The sequence below is a fragment of the Curtobacterium sp. 18060 genome (assembly GCF_902706105.1).
In the GTDB taxonomy this organism is placed as follows: Bacteria; Actinomycetota; Actinomycetes; order Actinomycetales; family Microbacteriaceae; genus Curtobacterium.
The window spans coordinates 59,573-71,710 of record NZ_CACSJV010000006.1 but is presented as its reverse complement, the minus strand read 5'-3'; the positions used below and the strand labels follow the sequence as shown (position 1 = coordinate 71,710).

At 73.1% G+C, this 12,138-nt stretch carries 15 protein-coding genes; 7 read left to right on the top strand and 8 right to left on the bottom strand.

Annotated elements, in window-relative coordinates; all coding sequences use genetic code 11:
- Positions 1 to 68 precede the first annotated feature (68 nt).
- On the bottom strand, positions 69 to 551 hold the full coding sequence (locus tag GVL05_RS05080; protein ID WP_159571841.1) for a hypothetical protein: 483 nt from the start codon (positions 549 to 551) through the stop codon (positions 69 to 71).
- A gap of 74 nt (positions 552 to 625) precedes the next feature.
- Between GVL05_RS05080 and GVL05_RS05075 the strand changes: the two genes are divergently transcribed.
- Positions 626 to 1,393: a carbonic anhydrase gene (locus GVL05_RS05075; RefSeq protein ID WP_159571838.1), complete on the top strand. Its 768-nt coding sequence runs from the start codon at positions 626 to 628 to the stop codon at positions 1,391 to 1,393.
- A 3-nt stretch (positions 1,394 to 1,396) separates the two neighbouring features.
- On the opposite strand, the gene GVL05_RS05070 is transcribed toward GVL05_RS05075, so the two are convergent.
- The gene (locus GVL05_RS05070) at positions 1,397 to 2,029 is read right to left on the bottom strand and encodes a GNAT family N-acetyltransferase (protein ID WP_123339447.1); all 633 of its coding nucleotides are present in this window, start codon (positions 2,027 to 2,029) and stop codon (positions 1,397 to 1,399) included.
- A 97-nt stretch (positions 2,030 to 2,126) separates the two neighbouring features.
- On the opposite strand from GVL05_RS05070, the gene GVL05_RS05065 reads away from it, so the two are divergent.
- Together GVL05_RS05065 and GVL05_RS05060 are read left to right on the top strand one after the other, a co-directional pair.
- Positions 2,127 to 2,732: a hypothetical protein gene (locus tag GVL05_RS05065; RefSeq protein ID WP_216834250.1), complete on the top strand. Its 606-nt coding sequence runs from the start codon at positions 2,127 to 2,129 to the stop codon at positions 2,730 to 2,732.
- 67 nt (positions 2,733 to 2,799) lie between these two features.
- Positions 2,800 to 3,102: a DUF427 domain-containing protein gene (locus GVL05_RS05060; RefSeq protein ID WP_111083501.1), complete on the top strand. Its 303-nt coding sequence runs from the start codon at positions 2,800 to 2,802 to the stop codon at positions 3,100 to 3,102.
- Between the two features lie 18 nt (positions 3,103 to 3,120).
- On the opposite strand, the gene GVL05_RS05055 is transcribed toward GVL05_RS05060, so the two are convergent.
- From GVL05_RS05055 to GVL05_RS05030, 6 genes are all read right to left on the bottom strand, one after another.
- Positions 3,121 to 4,380 carry an Nramp family divalent metal transporter gene (locus GVL05_RS05055; protein WP_123293097.1) on the bottom strand — a complete coding sequence of 420 codons (1,260 nt, stop codon included), beginning with the start codon at positions 4,378 to 4,380 and terminating at the stop codon, positions 3,121 to 3,123.
- Between the two features lie 77 nt (positions 4,381 to 4,457).
- A complete protein-coding gene (locus GVL05_RS05050; protein WP_134194365.1) occupies positions 4,458 to 5,153 on the bottom strand; it encodes a CGNR zinc finger domain-containing protein in 696 nt (231 codons plus the stop codon).
- Between the two features lie 47 nt (positions 5,154 to 5,200).
- Entirely contained in the window at positions 5,201 to 5,692 is a 492-nt protein-coding gene (locus tag GVL05_RS05045; protein ID WP_131877685.1) for a SprT-like domain-containing protein, read from the bottom strand.
- Positions 5,689 to 6,519 carry a hypothetical protein gene (locus tag GVL05_RS05040; protein ID WP_111083497.1) on the bottom strand — a complete coding sequence of 277 codons (831 nt, stop codon included), beginning with the start codon at positions 6,517 to 6,519 and terminating at the stop codon, positions 5,689 to 5,691. Before GVL05_RS05040 ends, GVL05_RS05045 begins: the two co-directional genes overlap by 4 nt.
- Before the next feature lie 125 nt (positions 6,520 to 6,644).
- Positions 6,645 to 7,331, bottom strand: coding sequence for a hypothetical protein (locus GVL05_RS05035; protein WP_159571832.1), 687 nt, complete (start codon positions 7,329 to 7,331; stop codon positions 6,645 to 6,647).
- Between the two features lie 115 nt (positions 7,332 to 7,446).
- The gene (locus GVL05_RS05030) at positions 7,447 to 8,289 is read right to left on the bottom strand and encodes a spermidine synthase (RefSeq protein WP_123339452.1); all 843 of its coding nucleotides are present in this window, start codon (positions 8,287 to 8,289) and stop codon (positions 7,447 to 7,449) included.
- A gap of 142 nt (positions 8,290 to 8,431) precedes the next feature.
- On the opposite strand from GVL05_RS05030, the gene GVL05_RS05025 reads away from it, so the two are divergent.
- The 4 genes from GVL05_RS05025 (at position 8,432) to GVL05_RS05010 (ending at position 11,930) form a co-directional block, all read left to right on the top strand.
- Entirely contained in the window at positions 8,432 to 8,974 is a 543-nt protein-coding gene (locus tag GVL05_RS05025) for a hypothetical protein (RefSeq protein ID WP_123293102.1), read from the top strand.
- The gene (locus tag GVL05_RS05020) at positions 8,971 to 10,365 is read left to right on the top strand and encodes a sensor histidine kinase (RefSeq protein WP_159571829.1); all 1,395 of its coding nucleotides are present in this window, start codon (positions 8,971 to 8,973) and stop codon (positions 10,363 to 10,365) included. The genes GVL05_RS05025 and GVL05_RS05020 overlap by 4 nt, the downstream gene beginning before the upstream one ends.
- Positions 10,362 to 11,012, top strand: a complete 651-nt coding sequence (locus tag GVL05_RS05015) for a response regulator transcription factor (RefSeq protein ID WP_123339455.1) — start codon at positions 10,362 to 10,364, stop codon at positions 11,010 to 11,012. Before GVL05_RS05020 ends, GVL05_RS05015 begins: the two co-directional genes overlap by 4 nt.
- Before the next feature lie 306 nt (positions 11,013 to 11,318).
- Positions 11,319 to 11,930, top strand: a complete 612-nt coding sequence (locus GVL05_RS05010; protein WP_159571826.1) for a hypothetical protein — start codon at positions 11,319 to 11,321, stop codon at positions 11,928 to 11,930.
- Positions 11,931 to 12,138: the final 208 nt, after the last annotated feature.

Genomic DNA, 12,138 nt, shown 5'->3' with positions numbered 1-12,138 from the left:
GCGCGTCTGGCTCACGTGGTCGAGGCTACGCCCGCTCCGCGGTGGACGGGAGGCCCGACTCGCCTCGGTCAGGCAGCATCCGTCCGCCAGGTGGGCGCGAGCGCACGCATCCGGTACGCCCGCCACTGCCAGATGACCCACATCCCCGGCCACAGCAGTGCGCCGAGGGGCCACGGCCGCATCCGGTAGGTCAGGCGGTCGATGAGCAGCGTCCGGTCGCCGTGAGCCGGCACGACCGCCATCCGGTGGCGCATCGTCATGCGGCCGAACAGCCCGCTCGTGCCGCCGCCGTTGTCACGCTGCACGGGGACGCCGTCGATCTCGTACAGGTCGAGGTCGACGTGCGTGTCGCCGCTCGGCACGAGGCCGAACGCACTCGCGGTGATCGGGTGCGGGTGCCCCGGTTCCCACCGCTCGGGGAACCCCTCGGGGCTGCGCGAGCGGTACACCAGGAACGGCTTCGTCACCGCGACCATCACGGACGGGGACAGCAGGGCATCGCGCACGGCGTCGACCGGCGCATCGAGGACGATCCGGATACCGACGTGCATGCCCAGGACCCTACGCTCGCGGGCGACGGCCGCTCTCGGCAAATGTGAAATACGAGTATGTGAGTGTCTACAGCATGCGATCCACTCACCCCCGCCTCCCCCTGCTCGCCGCTCCCGCCGTCCTCCTCGTCCTCGCCGGCTGCGCGGCCGGAACGCCTCCCGAGGCCGACGCGCACGACGCCGGCACGTCGTGGTCGTACGAGGGAGCGGGTGCCCCGCAGCACTGGGGTGGTCTCACCGACGAGTACGGCACGTGCGGCACCGGCGACCAGCAGTCCCCGATCGACCTCCCGGCCGCCCGCGGCGGCGCCGACCTCGACCTCGTGGGCACGGGCGCCGTCCGGGGTCTGACGGCGGACAACGGGCACACCGTGCAGTTCACCGCCGGCGACGGTGCCTCGACGACCATCGCCGGCGCGGACCTCGACCTGGTGCAGATGCACTTCCACGCGGGGTCGGAGCACACCGTCGACGGTGACCCGGCCGACGCGGAGTTCCACTTCGTGCACGCCGACGACCGCGGGGCCCTGACCGTCGTCGGGGTCCTCGCCGAGCGGGGCGCGCACAACCCCGCCTACGAGAGCTACCTCGCCGGGGCGACGGCGGGTGCCGGCCCGGAGAGCACGGTGGACGTCGAGGCGATGCTGCCCGCATCGCGCTCCTTCGCGACCTACGAGGGCTCGCTCACCACGCCGCCGTGCACCGAGGGTGTGCGGTGGATCGTGCTCGAGGACCCGATCGAGCTCGGCGCCGACCAGCTCGCCGACCTCGAGGCAGCGCACGTCGAGAACGCACGTCCGGTCCAGCCGCTCGGCGACCGGACGGTCCGTCACACGCTCTGACGGTCAGGCGTGCCGGGCGGACCGGCGGCGCGACCCCTCCGCGCGGTCGTGCCGCCGGAGCCGCTCGGCCAGGGACAGCCGGACCGCCGGCCACTCCGAGGCGATGATCGAGAACACCACGGTGTCGCGGAGCGTGCCGTCGCGACCGATCGAGTGGTTCCGCAGCACGCCGTCCTGCTTCGCGCCCAGACCGGCGATCGCGGCGCGGGACTGGTGGTTGTGCCAGTGCGTGCGGAACTCCACCGCGATGCACTGCCAGGCCTCGAACGCGTGGGACAGCATCAGCAGCTTCGCCTCGGTGTTGATGCCCGACCGCTGCGCCGACTTCGCCAGGAACGTGCTGCCGATCTCGACGTGCCGGTTGCCCGCGTCGATGTTCATGAAGGTCGTCGAGCCCACCACACGGCCGGTCGGACGGTCACGCACCGCGAAGGGCACCATGCGGCCGGCCTCGTGCTCGGCGAGGCGCCGGTCGATCTCGTCCTCGACCTGGGCCGGCGCGGGGACCGAGGTGTACCAGGTGCGCCACAGATCGCCGTCCGTCACCGCTGCCCGCAGGTCTTCCGCGTGCTCCTGCGCGAGGGGCTCGAGCGTCACACGGTCGCCGGTCAGGGTGGGCGCGGGGGCGATCTCCATGGAAGTGCATCCTACGGTCGTCGACCATGGTGGAGCCTGTCGGGACGGCCACCCTGTGGAGAGGGACAGCATCGCCCGGACGGCTATCGTGACGGACGTGGCAGAACGCACCCAGGAGCAGTACCAGGTCCGGTTCGCGTGGGGCACCGGTGGTGCGGCACGCATCGCCCACGGCGCACACCTCGTCGTCTGGGTGGACGTCCTGCCGAGCTCGCCGGACGCGGCGGCGCAGCGCCGCGCGTTGCGGAACGCGACCGCCCAGCTGCCGGACGGTCCGGAGGTCGTGCTCGGCCACCTCGGCAACGCGAGTGCGATCGCGGAACGGGTGACGGGCCTCCAGGCCGATCGTGGCGACCGGTGCGTCGTCGCGGTCGTCGCCGCCGGGCTGCACCATCCCGGAGCGCTGGACGACGCGGCCGAGGCCGCGGGCGAGACCGTCGACGTGCCCGACGCACCCGACTTCGCCGTCGAGGACCTGCTCGCCGCCGGCGCCGTCGTCGACGCGCTCGCCGCGGTCGGGATCGACCACACCTCACCGGAGGCCGCCGCGGCCTGCGCGGCGTACACCGGGCTCCGGCGCGCGGTGAAGCACCTGGTCACGGCCTCCGAGAGCGCGGCCGTCCTCGGTCGCGAGCCGGTGCACGCGGCGCTCGCCGTCGGACCGGAACTGGTCGTCCTGCGGGAATCGCGGGGCCGGGCGTAGCGTTCGGGCGGACAGGGACCGGAGCGCCGTCCAGGCCGTCCGGCACCAGCGAGCGAAGGAGCAACGCATGAAGGCAGTCGTCGGCGACACGGTGATCGCGGAGGCCCCGGAAGAGGACCTCATCAAGATCGAGGGCAACTGGTACTTCCCGCCGTCGAGCGTGAAGTCCGAGCTGTTCACCGAGAGCCCCACCCAGTACCACTGCCCGTGGAAGGGCGACACCCAGTACTTCACGGTGAACGTGGACGGACAGGCGCTGCAGGACCGCGCGTGGTCCTACCCGACGCCGATCCCGTCGTCGTTCGACCGCGTCGGCAAGGACTACTCGGGCTACGTCGCGTTCTGGAAGGACGTCACGGTCGTCGAGTGACGACCAGCGTCCCGGCGCTCACTGCGTCACCGTGAGCACGATCAGCGCGACGTTGAGCGCCACGATGACCGCCGCGATCACCCACGCCACCACGCGGGTGGTCGCGGCGTTCACGTCCGTGCCCATGATGCTGCGGCGCGACGTGTAGACGACCAACGGGACGATCGCGAAGGCGATCCCGAAGCTCAGCACCACCTGGCTCACCACCAGCAGCATCGTCGCGTCGGCACCGATCGCGAGCAGCACGATCGCCGGCACCAGGGTGATCACGCGCCGTGCCACGAGCGGGATCCGGACGTGCAGCAGCCCCTTCATGATCTCGGCGCCGGCCATGCAGCCGACCGAGGTCGAGGCCAGCCCCGACGCCAGCAGCCCCACCGCGAACAGCACCCCGACGACGGGCCCGACGTGGTCGGCGATCGCCCGCTGGGCACCGGGGATCGAGTCGGTGCCGGCGACGCCGGGCAGGGTCGCCGCGGCCAGGACGAGCATGCAGATGTTCACGCCGCCGGCGACCACCAGCGCGAGGCCGACGTCCCACCGGGTCGCGACGAGCACGCGACGGCGCTCGGGGCCGGCGGGCACGTCGCCGTGCCGGTCGCGGGCGAGCGCCGAGTGCAGGTAGACCGCGTGCGGCATGACCGTCGCGCCGAGCATCGACGCCGCGAGCATCACCGACTCGGAGCCCTCGAACCGCGGCACGAGGCCGCTGACGAGCTCGGCGGGGGAGACCTGCGCGAAGAGCAGTCCGGCGCAGAAGCCGACGGTCAGGATCGCGAGCATCGCCGTGACGACGGCTTCGAAGGTGCGGGTCCCGCGGCGGCTGTGCAGGGTCAGCAGGAGCATCGAGACCACGCCCGTGATGAGCCCACCGGCGACGAGCGGCAGGCCGAAGAGCAGGTGCAGGGCGAGTGCGCCGCCGATCACCTCGGCGATGTCGGTCGCGGCCGCGACGATCTCGGCCTGCCCCCAGAACAGCAGCCTCGGGGTGCGACGCATCCGCAGGCCGAGGTGCTCCGGCAGGGACTTGCCCGTGACGACGCCGAGCTTGGCGGACAGGTACTGCACGACGACCGCGCTCGCGTTCGCGGCGACCAGGACCCAGAGGAGCAGGTAGCCGTACTTCGCCCCGGCGGTGAGGTTGGCCGCCACGTTGCCGGGGTCGACGTAGGCGATGGCCGCGACGAACGCCGGGCCGAGCAGGGTGAGGCCGGCGGCGCGGCGCCTCGGGGTACCCGTGGGTTCCTCGGTGGTCCTGGCTGCGGCGGTGTCGGTCACGGGACCCAGCATGCCAGAGAATTCGGCGCACCGAATCTTTTTCTTCGCGGTGCCTTGTCGGCTGGCTGGAGGGTGGTTCAGACCGCCGCGCGCCGAGCGCGGTGCGCACGGACCTTGGCGCGGTTCCCGCACCGCTGCATCGAGCACCAGCGACGCGTCCCGCCCCGCGAGGAGTCGTAGAAGACCAGCGTGCAGTCGTCGGCCGAGCAGCGGCTCAGACGCGTCGGTCGGCCGTCGGCCTCGACGTCGTCGAAGCCGACCTCGGTGAACAGCGCGACGGCGTCGCGCGCGACGCTGGACAGTGCCTGGGCCAAGCGGACACGGTTCGCTCCGGCACGGCGTCGGCCACCCGGGAGGCTCGGGGGCACGTCCGGCAGGGCGGCGAACAGGTTGACGGTGTCGATGTCGTCGGGCGCGGGGCGCGTGCGGCCGGTCCCGGCACGAAGGCCCGCCGCGACGGCGGTGCGCTCGGCCGCGGTGGTCGCCGGGCCGGGGGCCGCGGCGACGGCGAGTCGGGCGATCGCCGCGCGGAGCGCGCGTGCGTCCTGCAGCTCGCGCGCGCTCGCCCCGACGTCGATCGGTTCGGTGTGGTCGCTGAGCCACTCGTCCAGGTCCGCCGGGCTCGCGAGCAGCTCACCGAGCTGCGATCGAGGGCGTCGGCCGTCCGGGTCGTCGGCGAACCCACCGGTGTGCGCGAAGTCCAGGGCGATCCGACCGGCGTCGAAGAACCAGGTGGATCCGGCGTCCGTGCGGATGTGCTGCCCCGTGTGCATCCGTCCAGGCTAACGGGTTACCGGCGCGCCTCCGCGCGCGGACGGACTCATGCGGTAGTCGAGGCCACTGTCGACGGGGTGTCAGCCTCGCTCCGGCGCCGCCAGACGATGGCGTTGCGGGGATCGAACCGGCGGGAGCACCGGGCACAGGCGAGCTGGCGGGTGGGCGTCCGGTAGCGGAAGTGCTCGTGTCCGGCGGGGCAGGTCCCGATCCACGGTGCGAGCTCGCTGGCGATCGGGCCGTCGTGCAGCCGCGAACCCGTGTACCCGATGGCGGACGCGGTCCGCTTCCACTTCGGGCCGTGGCCCGCACGTGCTCCGGCGAGGGCGTGCGCGACCTCGTGCAGCAGGACCTGCTCGACGTCGTCGTCCGAGAACCGTGTCGCCAGGTGCCGGCTGACGGTGATGCGCTTCCGGGCGAAGTCGCACTGTCCTGCGCGGGTCTTCGCGTGGTCGAACCCGAAGGCCCACGAGCCCGCGCCGAGGTGTTCGGTGATGAGTGCCTCGGCTCGGGAACGGACCGTCTCGAGTGCGGTCACTGGTCGGCGCGGGGGTCGGCCTGGCCCTTCTTGGCTGCCCGCGCGGCGATCCGTCCCCAGATGTCGTCGGCCTCGGTGCGCGCGGCGTCCGGCGCCCCGAGCACCCGGCGGCGGATCGGCGGGACCTGCTTGACCGGCTCGGCGACGCGCATGGTCGGTTCGTCGTCCTCGGCACGGCGGGCGGCGACCTCGCGGGCCGTCCGCGGCTTGTCAGCGGGTTCGGCGGGGTGCGTGATCGAGGCACGCATCGCCGCCTCGACCGCGGTGCGCAGGGCGTCGGTGCGCTCGGACGGGGCACCGGCCTGGCGGAACGCCTGGTAGGCGCGGGACAGTGCGGCGCGGGCCTCTTCGAAGCGGTCGTTCTCGAACAGCGACCACCCCTCGATCTCGGCGGCGGCACCCTCGAGCTCCGGCCACTCCTCGGTCGCGGCGGTGTCGCGGGCCAGAGCGGCCTCGGTCGCGGCACGCTCGTGGCGACCCAGGTCGTGCAGGATGTGCGCGCGCCGGATCCGGGCGGCGACCTTGTCCTGGCGCTCGCCCGTGAACATCGCGAGGCGGAAGACCTCCTCCGCGACGACGAGTGACTCGTCGAGGCGGCCGAGCAGGCGGAGGAGTTCGGCGCGTTCCGCGAGCGCCTCGGTGCTGCGGCTCTGACCGAGGTCGCGCAGACGCTGGTGCACGGCGTCGACGTCGACCGCCGGTCGCAGGCTGATGGGCGCGAAGGTGCTGCCCGGGCTGACCCCGGCCGTCACGGGAGCCGCGTGGCGCGGTTCACGGGACGGGTCGGACGGGTCGGGCTGCTGACGGTCGTCGGGCGGGAGGGACATCGGTTCGAGGGTAGCCGCGCTCTGCCGGGAGCGGCCGGTGCGACGCGCTCAGGCTTCGCGCCGGTGGACGGAGAACGGCCCGCCGTGCCGGAGCACGACGGGCCGTTCCGGACCGGCTCGGCGGATCAGGACATCCCGCTCGCCGCGACCGCAGCGACGCCGACCGCCACGACGAACACGATGAGCGCGACGACGGCGAGGACGATGGCGAAGACGCCCCAACCGCGGCCACGCTTGGTGACGGCAGCGATGATGCCCTGCACGATCGCCCACAGGCCGAGGGCCGTGCCCAGGTAGAACATGAGGGACCCGGTGATGACGTTCGACGAGGTCATCAGCTCGGTGATCTGCGCGTCGCTCGGCGTCGCTCCGCTGTTCTGCATCGAGTCGCGGAAGGCGTCGGAAGCGCCGAACGACTGCCCGAACAGGTACCCGCCGATGGCTCCCACGACCAGGGCGGCGAGGCCGACCACGAACGCGATCACGCCGACGGTCTTCTTCTTGGCCTTCGGCTCCTCGTAGCTCTGCCACGCGGGCGAACCGGAGCTCGCGGGCGCCGCGGCGTACGGCTGCTGGCCGTACTGCTGCTGGCCGTACTGGTCCTGCTGCTGCCCGTACTGCTGCTGCTGCTGCCCGTACTGGTTCTGCTGCTCGCCGTACTGCGGGGCGGACTGCCCGTACTGCGGCGTCGGGTCGCTCCGCTCGCCGTACCGCGGTGCATCGGCGGCGGGCTGCTGCTGCGGGGCTTCGCCCCAGCTCGGCGCCTGGCCGTCGCCCGTCCGGTCCTGGTTGCTCCGGTCGTCGTTCGTCATCAGGGGATCCCATCGCTCGGTCGCGCACCTGCGCGGTCGTTCAGACCATCCTGACAGCCGCACCCGCCGAGTGCCCGGGAACGGCCTCGCGCGCCGCCCCGTCGTCACCGCGGGGTCAGGCGCCGAACACGCTCCGGTTCGGCTCCGGTGACGCCACGGCCGTCGCGTCGGTGACGATCGGCGCCCCGGCGATGAACGCCCGCAGCTCGGCCCCGTGCACGACCTTCGCCGGCATCGGGTCCGACGAGTACCGCCGCGGCATCTCGGCGATCGGCAGGTCGGTCGGCGAACCGAGCAGCACGATGTTCCCGAACCGTCGCCCCTTGAGCATGCCGGTGTCCGCCACCGCTGCCACCGACGGCAGCACGGCCTGCAGCGTCGACGCCTGCCCCCGTGCGAACGCGAGACCCGCACCGTCGGCCACGTTCACGGCGACGATGCCGGTCGGCGACAGGAACGCGGCGACCTCGCGGTAGAACTCGATGCTCGTCACGTGCGCCGGGATCTGCGAGCCGCCGAAGACGTCCACCACCGCCAGGTCCACCGTGCCGCGCAGCCCGGAGGGGAGCTTGCCGAGCACCTCGCGCGCGTCGCCGTACCGCACCCGGATCGACGCTCCGCGGGGGAACGGCAGGACCTCGCGGACGTGGTCCACCAGGTCGCGCTCGAGCTCGATGACCTGCTGGCGGGAGCCCGGCCGGGTCACTGCGACGTACCGGGGGAGCGTCAGGGCACCGGCGCCGAGGTGCAGCGCCGTGACCGGACCGGACGGCAGCAGGTCGATGGCGTGCCCGATCCGTCGGATGTACTCGAACGCCAGGTGGGTCGGGTCCTCGAGGTCGACGTGCGACTGCGGCGTGCCGTCCACCACGAGTGTGAACGACCCGGGGCGGTGCCGGTCCGGCTCGACCACCGAGTAGCCCGCACCGATCCGGAACCCGTCGAACGCATCAGCCATGCGGTCAATCGAACACCACCCGACCGGCACCGCGATCACCACCCGGGCCCCCACCCCTGGTTGGTGTGCCCGCGAACGCACCGGAACGAGGCTGGATCCATCGGTCGGGGACGTCCCGCCGGGTCACCTCGAAAGGCACACCATGTCGGTCCAACTCCTCGTCAACGTCCTGATCGGCGTCGCCCTCGTCGGCTTCCTCGGGTACCGCCAGGCCACCTGGCAGTACCTCGACCCGGCGCGCATCTGGCGCACGCCGATGATCATGGCGATCGTCGGTGTGGTGGTCCTGGCGCAGTCGGGGGCGACGATCACCACGACCGACGTCGTGTTCCTCGGCATCGAGGCCCTGATCACGATCGGCGTGGGCCTGACGATGGGCACCATCACCCGGTTCCGCACGGTCGCCACCCCGGACAGCAAGGGTCGGACGATCCAGTCCCGCACGGGGTGGCTCGGTGCGTCGCTCTGGATCGTGCTCATCGCCGTGCGCGTCGGCCTCGATGTGCTCGGCGGCCACCTCGGTGCGCACCTGCTCACCTCGACCGGCGCGATCCTGCTCGTGCTCGCCCTGAACCGCGCCGCCCGCGCCGTCGTCATCGACCAGCGCATCCCGCGCGGAGACCGCGGAGACCGCGGCGACCGGACCGCCAGTGGCCGCACCACCCGCGGCATGATGGTCCGGTGACCCTGCTGAGCGGACAGGACCCGACCGACCTCCCCGGGGGTCGGTCCCGTTCGGCAACCGCCTGGGGACTCAACGCCCTCGGCATCGCGATCGTCGGGTTCTGGTTCGTGAAGAACGGACTCGAGCTGCAGCCGCCCGCGTGGGTGTGGGTGCTCGGCGCGGTGGCGCTCGCCGCGTGGGCGCTCCGCGAGTTCGGCCGGACGCCGCAGCTGCTCGTCGTCGCGGGCGTGGTGATGATCGTCGCCGGTTCCCTGACCGTGGTGGCGACCGACTCGCTCATGATCGTCCCCGTGATCGTCGGGATCGTCCTGCTCGGCGCGAACCTTCGGGTGCCGGTCTGGCTCGCGGCGGTGGCGGCGGTGGGGGCGATGGTGGTCATCGCCGTCTGCGCGACGATCGAGCACGCCTCGGTCCAGTTCGTCCTCGGCACGAGCGGCGGGCTGCTGCTCGGCGTGCTCATCGGGTTCAGCCGCCGGCAGTTCCGGGTCGCGGCGCAACGTGCGCGGCAGGCCGAGCGGGACCAGCAGCGGGCGCAGCTCCTCGCCGACCGGTCCCGGGCCTCGCGGGACATCCACGACGTCCTCGCGCACTCGCTGGGCGGACTCGTGCTGCAGCTCGACGCGGTCGAGGCCCTGCTCGAGGCCGGCCGGGTCGACGACGCGACGAAGCGTGCCGGCGAAGCCAGGACCCTGGCGGCGGACGGCCTCGCCGAGGCCCGCCGAGCCGTGCACGCCCTCCGCGACGACGCGGACGCCGAGCCCGATGCCACCCCGGACCGGGCCGCGACCCCGGACCGGGCCGCCGCCCCGGACCGGGCCGCCCCCGACCCGACCACGACCGCGGACCGCGCCACCACACCGGACCGGACCACGGCCCCGGACCAGGCCACGCGGACCACCGGAGCCGACGTGCCGGACGCGAGCCGCGCCTCCCGGCCGTCCACCGACCACGTGCCGGACCGCGCCGACCACACCGACCGCACCGACCGCACCGACCACGTGCCGGACCGCACCGACCTGACCGCCCTGGTCGCCGCCCACCGCTCGTTCGGCGGCACCATCGTGGTGCAGGGCGACGTGACCCTGGCCGCACTCGACGAGGCGCACCGCGCCGCCGTCGTCCAGGTCGTCCGCGAGGCCCTCAGCAACGCCCGCCGGCACGCCCCCAGCCGCCCCGTGTCGCTGTCCGTCAACCGTGACGGCGACGCCGTGGACGTCGTCGTGGCCAACCCGCTCACCGGCGGCGGCCAGGGCCTGCTCGGGATGCGCGAGCGCGTCGAGGAGCTCGGTAGCGGCGCGACGGTCGAAGCGGAGCGGTCCGACGACGAGTTCGTCGTCGCGCTGCACCTGCCGGTGGACCGGGTGGCCGAGCACGAGGTGGACGCCTCGTGACCATCCGTGTCCTCGTCGTCGACGACCAGGCGATCGTCCGCGACGGCCTGGTGACGGTGCTGTCGCTCGTACCGGACCTGCAGGTGACGGGTGAGGCCGCCGACGGCGCCGAGGCGATCGCAGCGGTGGACCGTGACGCTCCCGACGTCGTGCTGATGGACCTCCGCATGCCCGGTACCGACGGGCCGACGGCGACCGCGCGCATCGTGGCCGACCACCCGCAGGTGGCGGTGCTCGTGCTGACGACCTACGCGGACGACGAGTCGATCGTGACCGCGCTCCGGGCCGGTGCGCGCGGGTACCTGACGAAGGACGCCGGACGGACCGAGATCGCGACGGCGATCCGGGCGGTCGCGTCGGGGCAGTCGACGTTCGACGCCACGGTGGGGGCGCGGCTGGTGGCGCAGCTCGCCGGCGGCGGGGCGACGGCATCCGCACCCGCTGTGCCGGCGCTGCGTGACCGGTTCCCGGACCTCACCCCGCGCGAGGCCGACGTGCTCGAGCACATCGCGGCCGGCCGGACGAACCCGCAGATCGCGGCGGAGCTGTTCCTGACGGTGCCGACGGTGAAGTCGTACGTGAACCAGGTGTTCGCGAAGCTCGGGGTCGCCACCCGCGCCGAGGCGGTCGCGCGCGTCCTGCGGTGACCGGTCCTGGCCGGTACGTGAATGCGTACACATGGACGGCCAGCGGACGCCAAGACTCGTTCCGTACTGTTCATCCGGTCGTCACGCGGAACCGCGTCGATGCGTGCAGTGCCCCACACCTCGCGCGTCCGCCCTCCCGACGTGACCACGACGTGCCGTCGAGCGGCCCCACCGCTCGAGCGTGCGCGTCGTCGGCATGCGTCCGCGTGCCCCTTCCGGTCACCCGCGCGCGCTGGCCGTGATCACATCGCACCCGTCATGTAAAATACGGGATGCAACACTCCGCCGAGCCGCAGGAGACCCGACATGACCGCTGACACGATGAGCGTGCCCACCGCACGCCTGGCCGCACCGACGACCCGCGCCACCATGCGCACGACCGCGAGCCGGACGACGCGGGTGCCTCGAGCCTCCCGTCCGGCCCACGCCGACCACGAGACGGCGCCCACCTGGATGCGTGTCGTCGGCGCGGTCCTGCTCCTCGGCGGGCTCGGCCTGACCGCGGCGGTAACCGCCTGGCCCGGCGACGCACCGGAGACCGCGCTCATCGTTCCGGCGCTGGTCGCCGTCGTGGCGGGCGTGCTGCTGCTGCTCGCACGAGCCGGGTTCGCTGTCACCGACACGCACGTCACGTTGCACTTCCGGCCGCTGCCGCCACGGCGCATCGCACGTCGGCGCATCGCCGACGTCCGACTCGTCGAGGCGGACGCCCGCACCTACGGCGGCGTCGGCCTGCGGATCGGTCGCGGTGTGCGCGCTCTGATCCTCACCCCCGGACTCGGGATCGAGATCACCGACGACCGTGGTCGCGTCACCTTCGTGCGCACCCGTCGACCCGAGGACGCCTTCCGTGCGCTGGCCGGACTGCAGGTCCAGCCGGGAGGTGCGGCGCACGTCGAGCGCGAGCGCCTCGGCTGAGCGCACGGCCGGGTCCACTGCGCGGGCCGGGTGCGCAGGCCCGTTGCGGGCCGTCGCGGGCCGGGCGCGACCCGTCGCGGACCGGACGCGGGCCGGGAATTCCGCGGGCGTGCAGCGGCTTATACACGCCACTGCCGAATCTGGTCAAGCCAGGACTGGACAGCACGACACGGCGCGAACTATGATGGCAGTTCGCGCTCCCTGGCAT

What these genes read in the sequence shown, in the direction of transcription:
- GVL05_RS05035 (WP_159571832.1), bottom strand. Translation starts at nt 7,331, where the DNA reads ATGACGAACGACGACCGGAGCAACCAGGACCGGACGGGCGACGGCCAG.
- GVL05_RS05030 (WP_123339452.1), bottom strand. Translation starts at nt 8,289, where the DNA reads ATGGCTGATGCGTTCGACGGGTTCCGGATCGGTGCGGGCTACTCGGTG.
- GVL05_RS05025 (WP_123293102.1), top strand. Translation starts at nt 8,432, where the DNA reads ATGTCGGTCCAACTCCTCGTCAACGTCCTGATCGGCGTCGCCCTCGTC.
- GVL05_RS05050 (WP_134194365.1), bottom strand. Translation starts at nt 5,153, where the DNA reads ATGCACACGGGGCAGCACATCCGCACGGACGCCGGATCCACCTGGTTC.
- GVL05_RS05075 (WP_159571838.1), top strand. Translation starts at nt 626, where the DNA reads ATGCGATCCACTCACCCCCGCCTCCCCCTGCTCGCCGCTCCCGCCGTC.
- GVL05_RS05070 (WP_123339447.1), bottom strand. Translation starts at nt 2,029, where the DNA reads ATGGAGATCGCCCCCGCGCCCACCCTGACCGGCGACCGTGTGACGCTC.
- GVL05_RS05010 (WP_159571826.1), top strand. Translation starts at nt 11,319, where the DNA reads ATGACCGCTGACACGATGAGCGTGCCCACCGCACGCCTGGCCGCACCG.
- GVL05_RS05060 (WP_111083501.1), top strand. Translation starts at nt 2,800, where the DNA reads ATGAAGGCAGTCGTCGGCGACACGGTGATCGCGGAGGCCCCGGAAGAG.
- GVL05_RS05080 (WP_159571841.1), bottom strand. Translation starts at nt 551, where the DNA reads ATGCACGTCGGTATCCGGATCGTCCTCGATGCGCCGGTCGACGCCGTG.
- GVL05_RS05040 (WP_111083497.1), bottom strand. Translation starts at nt 6,519, where the DNA reads ATGTCCCTCCCGCCCGACGACCGTCAGCAGCCCGACCCGTCCGACCCG.